Annotated in this window: 12 protein-coding genes; 4 read left to right on the top strand and 8 right to left on the bottom strand. The window is 73.1% G+C overall.

Features of this window, described 5'->3' with window-relative positions; translation table 11 throughout:
• Positions 1–5: 5 nt before the first annotated feature.
• On the bottom strand, positions 6–1859 hold the full coding sequence (locus tag ABLE43_RS00080) for a M61 family metallopeptidase (protein ID WP_348976428.1): 1854 nt from the start codon (positions 1857–1859) through the stop codon (positions 6–8).
• A gap of 93 nt (positions 1860–1952) precedes the next feature.
• On the opposite strand from ABLE43_RS00080, the gene ABLE43_RS00085 reads away from it, so the two are divergent.
• From ABLE43_RS00085 to ABLE43_RS00100, 4 genes are all read left to right on the top strand, one after another.
• Complete coding sequence (locus ABLE43_RS00085) at positions 1953–3692, top strand: type I secretion system permease/ATPase (RefSeq protein WP_348976429.1); 1740 nt, start codon at positions 1953–1955, stop codon at positions 3690–3692.
• Positions 3689–5068, top strand: coding sequence for an HlyD family type I secretion periplasmic adaptor subunit (locus ABLE43_RS00090; protein ID WP_348976430.1), 1380 nt, complete (start codon positions 3689–3691; stop codon positions 5066–5068). The genes ABLE43_RS00085 and ABLE43_RS00090 overlap by 4 nt, the downstream gene beginning before the upstream one ends.
• Before the next feature lie 154 nt (positions 5069–5222).
• Complete coding sequence (locus ABLE43_RS00095; RefSeq protein WP_348976431.1) at positions 5223–6737, top strand: TolC family outer membrane protein; 1515 nt, start codon at positions 5223–5225, stop codon at positions 6735–6737.
• A gap of 373 nt (positions 6738–7110) precedes the next feature.
• Entirely contained in the window at positions 7111–7770 is a 660-nt protein-coding gene (locus tag ABLE43_RS00100; protein ID WP_348976432.1) for an HPP family protein, read from the top strand.
• Between the two features lie 140 nt (positions 7771–7910).
• Here the strand turns inward: ABLE43_RS00100 and pelF are convergent, their stop codons facing one another.
• From pelF to pelG, 7 genes are read right to left on the bottom strand one after another with little or no spacing between them, the layout of a single operon-like run.
• Complete coding sequence (gene pelF / locus ABLE43_RS00105; RefSeq protein ID WP_348976433.1) at positions 7911–9380, bottom strand: GT4 family glycosyltransferase PelF; 1470 nt, start codon at positions 9378–9380, stop codon at positions 7911–7913.
• The gene (locus ABLE43_RS00110; protein WP_348976434.1) at positions 9377–10189 is read right to left on the bottom strand and encodes a hypothetical protein; all 813 of its coding nucleotides are present in this window, start codon (positions 10187–10189) and stop codon (positions 9377–9379) included. Before ABLE43_RS00110 ends, pelF begins: the two co-directional genes overlap by 4 nt.
• A complete protein-coding gene (locus tag ABLE43_RS00115; RefSeq protein ID WP_348976435.1) occupies positions 10186–11139 on the bottom strand; it encodes a hypothetical protein in 954 nt (317 codons plus the stop codon). Before ABLE43_RS00115 ends, ABLE43_RS00110 begins: the two co-directional genes overlap by 4 nt.
• Entirely contained in the window at positions 11136–12608 is a 1473-nt protein-coding gene (locus ABLE43_RS00120; RefSeq protein ID WP_348976436.1) for a hypothetical protein, read from the bottom strand. Before ABLE43_RS00120 ends, ABLE43_RS00115 begins: the two co-directional genes overlap by 4 nt.
• Positions 12605–14314: a hypothetical protein gene (locus ABLE43_RS00125; RefSeq protein ID WP_348976437.1), complete on the bottom strand. Its 1710-nt coding sequence runs from the start codon at positions 14312–14314 to the stop codon at positions 12605–12607. Before ABLE43_RS00125 ends, ABLE43_RS00120 begins: the two co-directional genes overlap by 4 nt.
• Complete coding sequence (locus ABLE43_RS00130) at positions 14311–15168, bottom strand: glycoside hydrolase family 191 protein (protein WP_348976438.1); 858 nt, start codon at positions 15166–15168, stop codon at positions 14311–14313. The genes ABLE43_RS00125 and ABLE43_RS00130 overlap by 4 nt, the downstream gene beginning before the upstream one ends.
• Positions 15165–16562, bottom strand: coding sequence for an exopolysaccharide Pel transporter PelG (gene pelG / locus ABLE43_RS00135; protein WP_348976439.1), 1398 nt, complete (start codon positions 16560–16562; stop codon positions 15165–15167). Before pelG ends, ABLE43_RS00130 begins: the two co-directional genes overlap by 4 nt.
• Positions 16563–16583: the final 21 nt, after the last annotated feature.

A 16583-nucleotide genomic window follows, 5' to 3' on the forward strand; every position in this document is an offset into this window, starting at 1 on the left:
AGCCGCTACGCGCCTGCGCCGAGCCATGCGGTGCGGAAGGCGCGCTGCGCCGCCGTCGGCGTCTGCCCCACCGTCTCGCCGCGCACGATCGTCAGCGCCGGATCGGGGAGCGGGGTCAGCGTCGCGGTCCGCTCGCTGCCCCGGCTGCGATAGCGGATCGGCACCGCGACGCCGGGCTTCAGCGCGCCGAGCGCGGCGTTCCAGCCCGCGACGTCGGTGATCGCGGTGCTGCCGAGCGCCACGATCGTATCGCCGCGATCGACCCCCGCCGCGCGCAGCGGCGTGCCCTCGGCAGGCGACTGGGCGAGCGTCACCCCGCTCGCATCGGCCATGGCGGCGGTGCGACCGATCCAGCCCGCACCGGGATTGGCCGGACGCAGCGTGAGGCCCGCCTGCGCCAGCAGCGGCGCGAAATCGGGCAGGCCGCTCGACGCGATGCTGCGCGCGAAGAAGCCGTCGGCAAAGGCACGGTCGCCGGTCAGCTCGGCCAGCGCGGCGCGCAGATCGTCGGTGCGATAGGGCCGCTCGGGCTGGCCGTGACGCTGCCACAGCAGCCGCATATAGTCGTCGAGCGACTTGCCCGGGAACCGCCCGCGCAGTTCGAGGTCGAGCGCCAGCGCGATGACTGCGCCGTACGGATAATAGGACACGAAGATATTGGGATCGACCGGATCGATCGACCGCGCCGCATCGACGAAGGGCGCGCGGAGACTCATCTCCATCGGCGAGGCGTTGATCCGGGCGGGCAGGCGCGCGGGATTGTTGACGATGCCGCTCAGCGTCGGGGCCAGTTCGCCCAGATAGTCGTCGATGCTCGACACGCCCGCGCGGCGGATGGCGAGCGGGCCGTAATATTGGGTGAACCCCTCCGCCAGCCACAGCGACGGCGTGGGATTGGCGCGGGTGAAGTCGAACGGCTCGAGTTCGGCGGGGCGGATGCGCTCGACGTTCCAGCTGTGGAAGAATTCGTGGGACAGCGTGCCGAGCTGGTCGTCGTTCGCCTCGGCAAGGCTGCGGGTGTTGCTGATGATCGTGGAGTTGCGATGCTCCATGCCGTCGCCGGTGATCCACGGCAGATAGTCGGCGATGAAGGTGTAGGTGCCGAAGTCATAGGGCGCGGGCTTGCCGAAGATCGCGATCTGGGTGCGGACCACCGCCTTCGCCTTTTCGGTATAGCGGTCCATGTCCGCCGCGCTGCCCAGATGATGGAGCGCGAGACGATAGGTCTGCCCGGCCTCGCGCCATTCGCGGACCATGTGGTCCGACAGCTCGGTCGGGCTGTCCATCAGATATTGCAGGTTCGGCGCCCAGAAGGTGGCGGGGGTGCCGGGTACGGCGGGAAGCTGGGTCGCGACCTTCCACTTGGGGTCGAACTGCTCGAAGGTCACGCGCACCGGCTGCGCGTCGTAACCGCTGGCCCAGGCGAGGGTCGCGGGCATGTTGAGGTGCGCGTGGGTCCGGTCGATCTGGGCATAGGTGCCGTCGCCGTGATCGGCGTAGAGCGTGTAGGCGAGGGTGACGGTGCCGTCATGGCCCGCGACGCTCCAGCCGTAGGGATCGGTGCGGGTGAGCGCGAGGGGGCGGCCTGCGCCGTCGGTGGCGGTCACGTCCGACACGTTCTTGGCAAATTCATGGACCGCATAGCGGCCGGGCGACGATCGCGACATCTGGATGCGCAACGGTCCGGCGGGCACGCCGCGCCAGGTGGCGGTGATCCGCGCGCGGTGGTGCGCCGCATCGGCGAGCGCCACGCGGTAGCTGACCCGCGCGCCCGCGCCCGGATCGCGCGCAGTCGACTGGGCGGCGGCGGGAAGTGTGGCGCACGAGGCCAACAGCGCGACGACGATCTGACGGTACATGAAACGCTTCCCCCTTGTGGATGACCGCGTTCTAAGCATGAAGCGCCGTGCCCGCAAAGCAACGTTAAGGGTTTGCAGGGTAGAGCGACCGCCATGTCCCGTGCCGCGTCCGCACCCCAGCCGAATCTGCTGCATGACGCGGTGCGCCGGTGCCGGCGGCACCTGTGGGCGGCGGCGGGATTTTCGGGGCTGGTCAACCTGCTCTACCTCGCACCGTCGATCTTCATGCTGCAGGTCTATGATCGGGTGGTGCCGACGCGGGGGGAGGCGACGCTGCTGCTGCTGACCCTGATCCTCGCCGTCACGCTGGTGGTGTTCGCGCTGCTCGATGCGGTGCGCAGCCGGCTGCTGCTGCGCGCGTCGCTGCGGCTCGAACGGCGGGCGGCGCCGGGCATTTTGCTGCGCATCCTCGGCAGCGACGTCGGCACGACCGCGCAGCGGATGCAGGCGCTGCGCGACTTCGATTCGCTGCGCGGCACCTTGAGCGGGCCGATCATGGTCGCGCTGTTCGATGCGCCATGGGCGCCGATCTATATCGCGATCGCGTTCCTGCTGCATCCGTGGATCGGGGTGCTGGCACTGGTCAGCTCGGTCGTGCTGGCGCTGCTGGCGTGGGGCGGCGACCGGGCGACGGCGGGGGCGATGCGCGATGCGAATGCGCGCGCGGTGCTGGCCAGCCGCGAACAGGACTTCTCGATCCACACCGCGGAGGTGGCGCGGGTGCTGGGGATGCGCAATGTGCTGGTCACGCGCCACCTGCTGGAGCGCGCCGACCTCGTGCGGCGGCAGGCGGATATCGCCGCGACACAGGCACGGTTCCTCGGCATCACCAAGTTCCTGCGGCTGCTGCTGCAATCGCTGGCGCTGGCGCTGGGCGCGTGGCTGGCGGTGCGGCAGGATATTTCGGGCGGCGCGATCTTTGCCGCGTCGCTGCTGCTGGGCCGCGCGCTCCAGCCGGTCGAGCAGATTCTGGGCGCATTGAAGCCGCTGGCGACGGCGCGGGCGGCGTGGGACAATCTGTCGGCCTATTGCGCGCTGCCGGAACCCGGCCACAGCGCCACGACGCTGCCGGTGCCGGAGGGGCGGATCGACGTGCGCGCGTTGAGCGTCCGTGCGCCGGGCGGCGAGCGGGAGATATTGAGCGACGTCAGCTTCTCGGTCCGGCCGGGCGAGATCGTCGCGCTGGTGGGGCCGTCCGGGGCGGGCAAGTCCACGCTGCTGCGCGCGCTGGCGGGGGCACTGTCGCCCGACCAAGGCGAGGTGCGGATCGACGGGGCGAGCCTGTCCGACTGGAACCGCGAGCAGCTCGGGCGGCATCTGGGCTATATGCCGCAGTCGCCGACGCTGTTCCCGACGACGGTGCATGCCAATATCTCGCGCTTCGCCGCGGTGCTGGCGGGCGACGGGCCGGATATCGACGAGCGGGTGGTCGCCGCGGCGACGCGCGCGGGCGCGCACCAGCTGATCCTGCGGCTGCCCAAGGGCTATGGCACGATGCTGTCGGCGGGCGAGGGTGCGGGGCTGTCGGCGGGGCAGGGGCAGGCGGTGGCGCTGGCGCGCGCGCTGTACGGCGATCCGGCGATCCTGTTCCTCGACGAACCCAACGCCCACCTCGACAGCGAGGGCGAGGCGCGGCTGGTGCAGACGCTGGAGGGACTGCGCACGCGCGGGGCGACGGTCATCGTCTCGACGCACCGCACCGGGCTGTTGCAGGCGGTGGACAAGATATTGCTGCTGAAGGACGGGCGGGTGCAGCTGTTCGACGAGCGCGAACGGGTGCTGCGCGGGCCGGGGCCGCAGGCGGTGCCCGCCGCCGCCGGAGGTGTGCGATGAGCGACGCGACCGACATCCCCGCCGGGCAGCGGCAGGAGGCGGTGCGCGCGCAGATCGCGCAGGCGCTGGCGCTGGACGATTCGCCGCGCCGGTCGCTGCGCTTCGGGATCGTCGTCGCGGTGCTGTTCTTCGTGGTGGCGCTCGGCTGGGCGGCGTTCGCGCGGCTCGACGCGGCGGCGGCGGGCGAGGGGCAGGTGGTCGTCGCGGGCAACCGCCAGACGGTGCAGCACCGCGACGGCGGCATCGTGCGGGCGATGGCGGTGCGCGACGGGCAGCATGTGCGGGCCGGGCAGCTGCTGTTCCGGCTGGAGGGGGCGGAGGTCGCCGCGACCGAACGGGCGCTGGCGGCGAGCGTGATCGATCTTCAGGCGCAGCGCGCGCGGCTGGAGGCCGATGTGCGCGGTGGCCCGATCCTGTGGCCCGCCGGGTTCGCGCGTGCGACCGGCGACGACCGGCGGCTGGTGGAGCGGGCCAGGGCGCTCCAGACCGCGCAGCAGGCGGCGCGGGCATCGGCGCTGGCGGCCAACGCACAGGTGCTGGCGCGGCAGGCGGCGAGCGTCGCGCAGGCGTCGGGCGGCTATGCGGCGCAGGCGCGCGCGACCGAGGCGCAGCGCCGATCGCTGCAACAGCAGCTGGAGAGCACGCGCAAGCTGGCCGACGAGGGCTATGTCTCGCGCAACACGGTGCGCGCGATCGAGCGGTCGATCCAGCAATTGGACGGCGCCGACGGCGACTATGCCGCGCGCGTCGCATCGGCGCGCGAACAGGTGGGGCAGGCGCGCGCCGAGCAGGTGCAGGGCCGCCGCCGCTATGTCGAGGATTCGGCGGCGCTGCTGCGCGACACCCAGTTCCAGCTGAACGAGGCGCTGCCCAAATGGGCGGCGGCGCGCGAGCAGCTGGCGCGTACCGAGATTCGCGCGCCGGTAAGCGGGCGGGTGGTCGGCCTGCGCGTCTTTTCGGTCGGCGGGGTGATCGCCGCGGGACAGCCGATCCTCGACATCGTGCCCGATGCCGCGCCGCTGGTCATCAAGGCGAGTTTCCAGCCGACCGATATCGACGGGGTGGTGCCGGGACGCGAGGCGGAGGTGAAGTTCCTCTCGCTGCACGAACGCGACCTGCCGATCCTGCTCGGCACGGTGTCGACGGTATCCGCTGATGCGCTCCGCGACGAGGCGAGCGGGCGGAGCTATTTCAGCGCCGAGATCACCGTGCCGCGCAGCCAGATCGCACAAATCGAGGCCGTGCGCGGGCGCGATACCGGCATCCGGCCCGGCGTGCCGGTGCAGGTGAGCGTCAAACTGCGCCAGCGGACCGCGCTGCAATATCTGCTCGACCCGCTGACCGAAGCCTTTTCGAGGTCGCTGCGTGAACGGTGAACGGAACGAAATCCTCCCCGGCACGGGGAGGGGGACCGCGCCCGCAGGGCGTGGTGGAGGGGGGCGTCCGCATACGCAACCGTTGCGTCCGCGGACACCCCCCTCCACCACCGCTTCGCGGCGGTCCCCCTCCCCATATTGGGGAGGAGCTTGTTTGCTCCTCGTCGCCGTCCCCGCCCATGCGCAGGATACGCTGGTGCAGGCGATCGCCGATGCCTATCGCACCAACCCGACGCTGGATGCGCAGCGCGCGCAACTGCGCAGCCTCGACGAGACGATCGTGCAGGCGGGCGCGCCCTATCGCCCGAGCGTCTCGCTCGACATGGCGCTGCAATATCGCTCCGCCGACCAGCGCAACCTGTTCGACGATTTCGTCACCAACCGCAGCCGGACGATGGCGGCGACGTTGTCCGCGCGGCAGATATTGCTCAACGGCGGGCGCACCGCCGCGCAGGTCTCGGTCGCCGAGGCGCGGGTGCTGGCGGGCCGCGAGGCGCTGCGGCAGGCCGAGAATGCGGTGCTGTTCGAGGTGGTCGATGCCTATGTCGCGGTCCGGCGCGACGCCGAGCTGGTCGCGATCCAGCGCCGCTCGCTCGACAGCTACGGGCGGCAGGTGGCGCAGGCGATCGCGCGCGAGCGCGGCGGCGACCTGACCCGTACCGACATCGCGCAGGCGCGCGCGCAGGCGGAGATCATCCGCGCGCAACTGGCGCAGAGCGAGGCGACGTTGCAGGTCAGCCGCGCGCGCTTCGCCACGCTGGTGGGGCGGATGCCGGGCGAACTGGCCGCGCCGCCGGTGCTGGCGGGGTTGCCGACCTCGCTCGACGCTGCCTTCGCGATCGCCCAGCGGGAAAGCCCGGCGATCGGGCAGGCGATGTTCGCCGCACGCGCGGGCGATGCGCGGATCGCCGCCGAACGCGCCGAGCGCGCGCCGGTCGTCGCGCTGTCGGGCGGCTATGGCTATGGCAGAGCGGGCAGTTTCCAGACGCGCGACCTGGGGCAACAGGCCAGCGGCGGGGTGACGCTGACCATGCCGCTGATCGCGGGCGGGGTGATCGGGTCGCGCATCCGCGCGGCGCAGGCCGATCGCGAACGGCTGGGCTATGAGGTGGAGGGCGCGCGGCGGCAGGCGCTGGCCGCGACGCAGGATGCGTGGAACCAGGCGCTCGCCGCCGCCGCCGCCGCCGAATCGGGGCGAGTCGCCAGCACCGCGGCGCAGGAGGCGCTGACCGGGGTGCAGAAGGGCTTTGCCGAGGGATTCCGCTCGAACTTCGAGGTGCTCGATTCGGAACAGCGGCTGCTGAACGCGCAGCTCGTGCTGGTGAACGCGACCTATGCCGCCTATTTGGCGCAGGCGCGGCTGCTGGCGACGCTGGGCCGGTTGCAGGCGGCGGCGCTGGGTGAGGGGCTGCCGACCTATGACGCGGCGGCCAACACGGTGGAGGCGAGGCGCGCGGTGATCGGGCCGCTCGATCCGCTGCTGTCGGCGATCGACCGGGCACAGGTGCCGGGCAGCGGCTTTGCGCCGACCCCGCCGCTGCCGGTCGCGACCGCGCCGGTGCTGCGCGATGCGACTGCGCCGCCGCCGTCAGGGTCGCTCGGGACCAGCGTGCCGATCCTGCCGACGCCGGTCATCAGCGATCTGAACGATACGGTGGTGACGGGGTAGGGCGGCGGCCTGTCTGTGCTCCGCTCCCTGACAAGCATTCCTCTGCAAAACCTCCCTCTCGTACCCCGGCGAAGGCCGGGGTCCAGTTGGAGGACGCTGGTAAGGTACGGAAGAACCATCGCAACTGGACCCCGGCCTTCGCCGGGGTACGGGGGGCTTCGGGTCAGTCGCGCGACTTTCGCAGAGAAATCCCGACAAGGGAGGGGTCGGGGGTGGGTTGGCCTGCGAGGAACGGTCGCACCCGCTTGCGCGGGGGTACGGCAGGGTCAAGGACCGACCTTGGACCTTCGCAGAGAAATCTCTCCAAGCAGGGGAGCAAGTCGCGGCTGAAATCCTTGGCATTTCGTCCGATTGCCGCCTACCGCCCATGCCCATGTTCCGTTTTCGCCCGCTGCTGCCCGGTACCACGCTGGCCGACCGGCTGATCGCCTGTGCCGGGGCGGGGATCGCCATCGCGCTGACGATGGTGGTGTGCGCCGGGCTGCCGCCGCTCGGGCCGGACCTGCCGGTCGTGGTCGCGCCGATGGGCGCATCGGCGGTGCTGGTGTTCGCGGTGCCCACCAGCCCGCTGGCCCAGCCATGGCCGGTGGTAGGCGGTAATATCCTGTCCACGCTGGTCGGCGTCGCGGCGGCGCAGGCGATCCCGCACGTCATGGTCGCGGCGGGCGTGGCGGTGGCGGGGGCGATCCTGCTGATGTCGCTGCTGCGCTGCCTGCATCCGCCGGGCGGGGCGGCGGCGCTGAGCGCGGTGATCGGCGGCGCAGGCGTGCATGCGGCGGGATACGGCTTCGCCTTCGCGCCGGTGGGGATCAATTCGATCGCGCTGGTGGCGATCGCGACCGTGTGGCACCGCACGACGCTGCGCCGCTATCCGCACCGGCCCGCAGCCGTCGTGCCGCCCGGCACCCTTGCCCCCGCCGACATCGACGCGGCGATCGCCGACATGCACGAGAGCTTCGACATCGCGCGCGCGGACCTCGACGCCCTCCTCGCCCATGCCGAGCGGCATGCGGCGGCGCGGGGTAAGCGCTGATCCGGCGTAGCCGGTTCAAAGCGGCACCGGCCCGCTTCCCCGCCCGGCCACCCATTCAGGATACGCTGTGGGTGGTCGGGCGGGGGAGCGGGCCGGTGCCGCTCCGAAACGCGCAATTCCGCGCGTTTCCAAACGAAGGATCAGCGCGCGGCCAGTTCGCCGTACAGGTCGCGATACGCCCCGATGATCGTCGGGTGGTCGTAATCGGCCAGCACCCGCCGCCGCATCGCCTCCCCCATCGCCAGCCGCACCTCGGGCTCGCCTGCGATGGCGCAGATGCCCGCTGCGGTCGCCGCCGGGTTGACCAGCGGGGTGACGATGCCGCCGTGCCCCGGATCATGCGCCCCGCGCCCCTCGATCATCTCGCGGCAACTGCCCACATCGGGCGCGACCACCGGGATGCCGCACGCGCCCCCTTCGAGGATCACCAGCGGCTGCGCCTCCGACAGGCTGGTGAGGACCAGCAGGTCGATGCGGTTCATCCAGTCCTCGATCTTCACGCGGCCCGCAAAGGTCAGCACGTCGCCCAGCTTCAGGTCGGAGACCAGCGCGGTGCATTCGGCGGCATATTCGGGATCCTCATCCTCCGGCCCGAGCACCACGAAGCGCAGGTGCGGTTTCTCGGCATGGGCGAGCGCACAGGCGCGGATGAAGGTCTTGATGTCCTTGATCGGTACGACGCGCCCCAGCAGCGCGACCAGCGGGTGCGCCGGATCGCGCGCATCGGCCAGATGGGCGAACCGGCGCGCGTCGATGCCGTTGGGGATCACCCGCACGCGCTCCGCCGCCGCACCCAGCCGCCGCTGCACGACATTGTTCTCGCCATAGAGCGCCACGATCGGGTCGCAGGCGTCGTAGCAGGCGGTGGCGAAGCTGGTGAAGGCGCGGACCCACAGGTCGCGCAGGTCGCGCACGCTGCGGTCCATCTCCAGCCCGGTATCGACCTGATCGCCGATCCATTCGGCCATCATCACCTCGATCTGCCGTTCGAGCAGGTAGATGCCGTGTTCGGTGATGAAGGCGGGCCGCCCGGTCTCGCGCGCCGCCCGTGCCGCGACCAGCCCGGCGAAGCCGGTCGAGATGGTGTGATACACGCGCGCGGCGGGGAGCGGCGCGGACAGGACCGCAAGGAGGCCGCCCAGCAGCACCCGCATCGCCCAGAAATAATGGTGGAACGACGCCTTGGGCAGCATCGCCTGATAATGGCGTTTCAGCCGTGCGAAGACCGCCGGATGGGCGAGGATGTCGCCCGGCCGGGGCGTCTGCGGCAGCGTGTGGAGCGCATCGATCAACTGCCCGAGCGCCACCGCCCCGCCCTGCGCCAGAAAGACGATCAGGGCGTCGGCGATGGCTGTGGCGGGGCCGCGCGGCAGGCGGCGGGGCAGTTGCGTCTCGGGTGCCAGCGCCACCTCGACCACCTGCACCACATTGGGCGGGGGGGTGAGGCGGAAGGGCAGCGGCGCGGACGACGGCTTGATCGCGACGATCGCGAAGCGGATCTCGGGCAGGCTGGCGATCAGATCCTGCAACCAGCCCGATACCCCGCCGACGACGTACGGATAGGCGCCCTCGACCACGAGGCAGATGTCGGCGTCGACCTCGTCGGTCATGCCGCCGCGCCGGTCCACCAGTCGCGCGCGGCGCGGGTGCGGTCCTCCGGGTCCGTCGCACCGGGCATCGCCGCGACGAGCGCGTCCACCGCGGCATAATCGCCCGCGCCCCAGGCCGCCTCGATCCGCATCGCGTCGCTCGCGGCATCGCCCAGCGCCAGCGCGTCGGCCAGCAGGTGCGCGCGCTGCGAATCGGACAGCAGCACATTGGCGCGGGCATGGTCGGCGAGCAGTTCGGCGAGCGCGGCACGATCCCCCTTCGCCGTCAGCGCGGCACGGGCGAGGGCGAGGTTCTGCACGACCCGCGCCGAGGCGGCGGCGGCGAGCGCGCGGATCGTCTGGTCGCCATCGGTCAGCGCCTGCGCGATCAGCGGCGACAGCGCGGGCCGGAACGAGCGCACCACCGTCTCCAGCGCGCGGCGACGTTCGACGACATGGCCGTGGCGCATCACCGTGACCAGCGAATGGAGCGTATCGACATCGGCATGCAGCACCCGCCCGTCGAGCATCCGCGCCGCCGCCAGCCGCGCCCCCTGCCGCCGCCAGTCGCGGCGCGATTCGGCCTCGGGCAGCGGCAGGGGCCGCGCCGTGCGGCGGGGCAGGCGCGCGGCGATCGCGGACCCGAGCAGCAGCGCGGCGGGACCGCCTACGCCCATGACGGCAGGCAGCAGGGCGATCCCGCGCCGCTCCCGCAACCACAGTGCATAGCCCAGCGCGGCGAACAGCGCATGGAGCGGCAATGTGCCCGGCCCGCCCGGCGCCAGCACGGCCAGATCGAGCAGCGCCAGCAGCGGCAGCGCGTGCTTCACGCCACCCGCCCCGCGCTGCGGATCGCACTGGCCGCGCCGGGTTCGGGTGCGGCGATCAGCGGGGTCAGCCAGCCGCCGATCTCGGCCATTTCGGCGAGCGCATGGGCGCTGAGCGCATGGAAGGGCAGCGCGTGGATCACGAGGCATCCGGCGATGCGCCCCTCGTCCGCCAGCACCAGCGGCACGGCGATGACCCCGATCCCCGCCAGCGCGGCGCGATCGGCGGGGCGGCCGACATGGATCGGGGCATGGCGGCGGCGGGCGAGCTGCGCCAGCGTGTCGGGCAGCGTGTCGGCGCGCCCGCCCGCGGTCTGCCCGCGCAGCCACGCCCGCGCCTGTCCGCCGGCGAAGCGGTAGCAGGTGAAATCCTCGGTCCGCGCAGCCACGGCGATCAGCGCGCCCAGCGCGACGCGGCGCTCGGCCGGATCGACGGCACCCAGCCGCGCGGCGGTGGCGACGACATGGCCGAGCGTGCGGTCGTCGGTCGCCACCTCCACCTCCAGCGCGCGGTTGGTGCGCACCAGCGCGTGGAACGCTTCGCTCAGCCGCGCGACGTTGCGCCACCCGGCGGCGGCGCGGCGCTCCATCCGGGCGAAGCGTCCGCTGCGCAGCATCGTCACCTCGCCCACGCCCACCGCGCCCACGAACCACAAGAGCGGCGGGACCGACAGGCGGAAGAGATGGTCGAGATAGTCCCGCTCCACCCCGCCGTGCGGTGCGACGCCCAGCCACAGCGCCGAGGCGACGGCGGCGGCGGCGAGCGCGGGCAGCGTGCCATAGGCGAGCGCCATCACCAGCACCGGCAGCCACAGCGGATTGGGCTGCACGTCCGCGAACGCGCCGCCGGTGCCGAGCAGCCGGTCGAGCAGCATCAGCACGCCGAACCCCACCGCCAGTTCGGCGGCGATGCGCGACCGGCGGCGGGCGGCGGTGCCGAGCCGGGCGATCACCGCCCGCTCCCCAGACCACGGGTGACGAAGGCGCGAGCGAAGAGCTGCTGCCCCGGAAAGCCCGGCCGTGCGATCGAGCTGATGCCGCCGCTCGCCTCGATCCGCCACAGCGTACCGACGGGCAGATCCAGCCCGAGGCTGGCATTGGGGCCGTCGCCGCCGAAGCGGTCGACGGTCCATCCGGCAAGCCCGGTCAGCTGCGCCGTGCCGATCGCACCGCTGGCCAGCGCCTGGAGCGTATGGTTCTCGCGGTCGATCAGGTCGACGATCGCGGTGCCGCCGGGCGTGCGGTCGCGCGACTGGACATATTCCGCCTCCAGCCGATAGGTTAGGCCGAGCGCCAGGGCGCCGGTGCGACGGATATAGTCCAGCCCCGCGGCCAGCGTCAGCGTGTCGCTGCCCCCGCCGATCCGGGCGAGGCCGTAGCGGTTCGCCCCCAGATCGAACTGCCCGACGAGGCCGGGGGCGAGGCGATAGGTGAGGCCGCCCGCCAACCGGGACAGGGTGCCGCCGCCGAGCGCCTGTTCGACGGTCGAATAGTCCGGCTGGCGCAGCAGCAGCGCCGCGCGCCATTGCCGCTCGGCCGGTCCGGCGGTGATGCGCACGCCGCCGCCGGTCACGCCGCTGTCGAGTGCGGCGGCAAGCACCGCCTGCACCTGCGTATCGTCGCCGACGCGGACGGTCGCGGCGGCATCGAGGATCGGTTCGGCGCGCTCGCGCGTGCCCGCCGGGGTTTCGACCCGGCTGGCGACCACGCGCGCGCCCCCGCCCAGCGTCAGCGCGTCGCTCGCGCGCACGTCGGCACGCGCCACGGCTTCGGCCTGTTGCAGGTCGCCGCCGCCGCGCAGGGTCACGCCCGCGGCGGCGGTGCCGGGCGCAACGGCCAGCGCGCGCCGTGCGGTGCGATCGGTCGCGCCGATCGCGCGATAGGTTTCGGCTGCCCCTGCCACATCGCCATCTACGCCCCGCGCATCGGCAAGGATGCGGCGCACGCGCCGGTCGTTCGGATAGGCCACGGCCAGCGCCTCCGCCCGGCGGCGGCCCTCGCCCGGATAGCCCGCCGCGACGTCCGCCTCGATGGCGAGCAGTTCGGCATCGAGATCGGGTGCGGCGCGTGCCTCGACCACGATATCGTCGGCGCGGCGCACGAAGCTGACGGTGAGCGTCGCGCCCGATTGCCGCCAGCGCAGGTCGTAACCGGCGGCGGCGCGCAGCACGAGGCTGTCGTCGTTCCAGCGCAGGTCGCCGATCGCCGGTCCGGCGGCGCGGCGGAACGCATCGATCGCCGCCTCGGGCAGCGGCTGGTCGAAACGCACCACCAGCTCGCCGCCACCGTCCTCGACCGCGATCGCGGTGCCCGGTTTCCAGACGAGCCGGGGGTCGCCGCCCAGCACCTCGGCATCGGCGAACACCGGCGGGGGCACCGCCAGCACCGGGGCCTGCGCGGCGAGGAGGGCGAGGAGGATCATCGCGCCAGCACCATGCGCGCGCGGCCGGGCTGGCCTGCCGCGATCAGCAGCCGGGCGTGGAGCGTGGCGAGCGCGCGGTCGTCGGGCGACTCCGCCCGCAGCCGCTCGACCAGCGCCAGCGCCTCGCGCCCCCGGCCCAGCCGGTCGAGCAGTTCGGCGCGGGCGGGCACGTCGGCAGGCGTCAGGCCCAGCGCGCGCTCGAGCCACGGGCGCGCGGCATTCGCGCCGTTCGCCTTGCCCTGCGCATCGGCCATCAGCCGGAGCGCGGGCAGATCGTCGGGATCGGCGGCGAGGTGATCGCGCAGCAGGGCGATGGTGCGCGGTGCGTCGCCGCCGTTCCACGCGCTCCACGCAAGGTCCACGCGGTCGCGGGGCAGCGGGATGCCCGCCGCGATCCGCGCCCGCGCCAGCGCCGCCGCCTGTGCCGGATCGATCCGGCGCGGGGTGGCGGCGGTAACGGCGCGCAGCTGCGCCACGCTCAGTGTCCGCCCGTCGAGCAGCCGCGCCAGTGAGCCGCGCGCCGCGCCCATGTCGTCGGCGGCATTGGCGAGGGTGAGGCGGGTCAGCAGCACCTCGCTGCGATCCGCCAGCGGGTGGCGGGAGAGCTGCGCCAGCGCCGCCGCCGGGCGATCGCGCCCGGCATAGGCGTTCAGCCACGCCAGCTGTTCGGCGAGGCTGCCCTGCACGCTGCGCTGCCGCAGCCATGCGACCCCGGCGGCATCGGGGCGCGGCCCCATCAGATACAGCAGCCGCCGGGCGGCGGGCGTGTCGGGCATGCCGTCCGCCGCCGCGCGCATCAGCAGCGCGACCGCATCGCCGCGCGCGCCGATCGCCAGCAGCCGTTCGGCAAGGAGGGGGAGGTCGGCGCCCGCAGCTTGCGCCCGCTCCAGCAGCAGCGCGCGCAGGGCTTCGCGGTCGCCCGCCTTCACCAGCAGCGCCTCGCGCGCCGCCTCGCGCCGGTCGGGCGGCAGCAGCGCGGCGGCGGCGAGCGCGCCCGCCCGGTCGCCCTGCGCCTGTGCGATGCGCAGCGCGCTCCACGGATCGGCGCGCCGCCAGTCGCCGCCGATGCGGGTCAGCGTCGCGATCAGGTCATAGCGGCGCTGCTTCTCCAGCCGCAGCACGAGGTCGAGGGTGCGCGCGGCATCGGGCCGGGGGATCGCACCGGTCGTCGCCGCCGTGACCAGCAGGTCGGGCCGGTCGAGCGCATAGGCGGCGGCGGTGATCGCCGGGGCGGGAATGTTCTCCTTCCCCGCAACGGCGCGGGCGAGCAGCGCGGCCGCCTCGCCCCCCCGCCCGGCGCGGCGCAGCAACTCGATGCGCAGCGGCCATGTCGCCGCCGTCGTCCCGTCGGGCCGCTTGCCGAGATAGTCGAGCGCGACGGCGGCGCGACCGGCGGCGGCGAGGTCATAGGCGACCTGCAGCGTCGTGACCGGCTGCCCCGCGTCGCTCAGCGCCTGCGTCATCCGCGCCAGCGTCGCGGCATCGGCGGTGCGGATCACGTCGGCGATGGCGGGCGGCGCGGGGGTGTGGGTCGTGGGGATCAGCGCGGGCGGCGGCACCGCGACCGAGGCGACGGGGCGCGCGCGGCGCTCGACGTGGAGCACCTCCAGCGGCCCGGGCAGCAGCAGCAGCGCGGCGGCGAGCACCGCCACCCCCGCCCCCACCGGCACGCCGACCGCCAGCCAGCGATCGCTGATCGGCCTCATCGCCCCGGCTCCGGCCACAGCCGATCGAGCGCCAGCGTGGCGACATAGGGCGAGAAACCGGCGGCGCGCTCGCGGGCATAGAGCCGGGCGACGCCCGCCTTGTCGGCGGGCTGCCAGTAATCGAGCGTGTGGAGCGTCAGCGCCGGGTTGATCGCCTTCGCCGCGCGCAGCCGCTCGGCCTGCCACTGCCAGTCACTGTCGGACAGCAGGTCGTAGCGCTTCGTCCCGAAGTTCCAGCGCGAGGCCATCGCCTCGCCCAGCACATGGTCGACGGCGGGCGCGGCGGCATCGAGCAGCGCATAGCCGCGGTTGAGCATGATGCGGATGGCGGGGAACGCGGCGCGCACGGCGGCGATCAGCGCCGCGCCCGCCGCGACCATGCCCTTGTTGCCGATCGGGTCCTGCCGTTCCATCGCCTCGGCATTGTCCATCGTATCGATGAAGATTCCGTCATAGCCGAGCGCGAGGATCGCGGGCACGATCTCCTCCACCACCGCGCGGGTCCATGCCGGATGGCGCAGGTCGACGCGGCGGGCGTCGGGCCAGTCGGGATTGGGCTTGCCCAGCGCCCCCGCCGCATCGAGCGCGGCGAAATAGGGGCGCTGCCGCTCGATCTCGCCGAGGCTGACATAGCCGAGCAACCGGCTGCCGGGCCCGCGCAGCGGCGCGATCGGGCGGGGGTGATGCGGTTCGAGGACGAGCAGCGCATAGCCGCGCGCCAGCACCGGATCGGTGGCGGGGCCGTAATCGACCGCCCAGCGCAGCTCGCCCGGCGTGTCCGACCACGCCCGCCGCGCGGCGAACACCAGCGCGCCCAGCCCCGCGCCGGCACCGATCAGGGTACGGCGGTTCACAGCCAGCGCCCGTTGTGGCCGACCACCGCCGGATTATTGCCGACGAACAGCAGATAGGTCAGGTTCACGCTCGCCTCCGCGACCATCGCGATGCCGACGGTGGCCCCGATGACCGCGCCCGCCATATAGCCCCAGCCGAATGCCGCGAACCCCGCGCCGAACTGTGCCCAGGTCGCGAGCAGGCTGCCGATCGCGAAGGCGCCCCATGTCAGCAGGATGCGCCCGAACAGGTCGTAATAGGCGAGCACCACCGTGGCGGCGATCACGATCAGGTGGAACACCACGCCCGCCGAGGTCTGGCGGAAGGCGAAGATCGCGCGCACGTCCGCGCCGATCGCGTCGAACAGCGGCACCGCCAGCACCCATGCGAGCGCGGCGACCAGCAGCTGCACCAGCACGAGGATGCGGATGCTGCCGAGGATCGTGGCGATCACCTGCGCCCGCGCCTCCTCGATCCGGTCCATCGTCGCGGTGCCGGTGCAGCGCGCGATCAGGCCGCTGAACGCGCGGTCGAACCGCGTCTCGGTGACGATCAGCAGCAGCGTGAGGCCCGGCACGATGGTCAGCAGGCCGAGGAAGCTGCCCTCGTCGTTGATCGGGTTCAGGCGGAGCTGGCCGAGCGCCACGACGCTCGCCGGGCCGAACCACAGCAGCCATTTGTCGATCCAGATCGCGGCGACCCCGGCGACTCCGGCCAGCGCGATGATCGTGGCGAGGCGCGGCGGCATCGCGTCGCGCGGGGGCAGCACCGCGTCGCCGGTGAAATGTTGCCGGAGCAGCAGCAGGATCGCCGCCAGCGTCGTCGCCACGCCCAGCGCGACGATGCCGAGCACCGTCGCCAGCCCCGCGCCCGGCCACAGCGCCAGCACGGCGGCGGCGATGGCAATGCCCAGCAGATAGGCGAGCGGCACCGCGTGATAGCGATCGAGCGCGGTCAGCATCGGCGCGGCGATCCAGATCTGGGTCAGCCACGCGAGCGTCATCGCGGCGCACAGCGCTGGCAGCAGCGCCAGCCCGCCCAGCACCGCGAACAGCAACGTGCCGATCAGCAACCCCAACGCGCCGCCCGCCACCAGCGCCCCCAGCAATATGCCGGGAATGCCGCCCGCGTCCTCTGCATAGATACGATCGGCGACCAGCCGGATCGCGACGATCCCGATCGGTGCCGCGGCCAGCGCCGAGAGGCTGAAGGCATGGATCAGCACCGTCTGCACGACATGCGCGTCGCCGCCCGACAGATGCGCCGCCGCCCAACGTTCGAGCAGCAGCATCGCGGCGGCGGTCAGCAGCCACGGCCCGGCGCTGATGACCGCGCCGTGCGCGGCGGCGCCCGCGATCCCGCCGACGCCGCCCTCACGCGCCACCCGCGCCAGCTGGAACCCGATACCCGCCATCACTTGTCCGAAGAAACGCGC

The organism is Sphingomonas silueang (assembly GCF_040049155.1).
In the GTDB taxonomy this organism is placed as follows: Bacteria; Pseudomonadota; Alphaproteobacteria; order Sphingomonadales; family Sphingomonadaceae; genus Sphingomonas; species Sphingomonas silueang.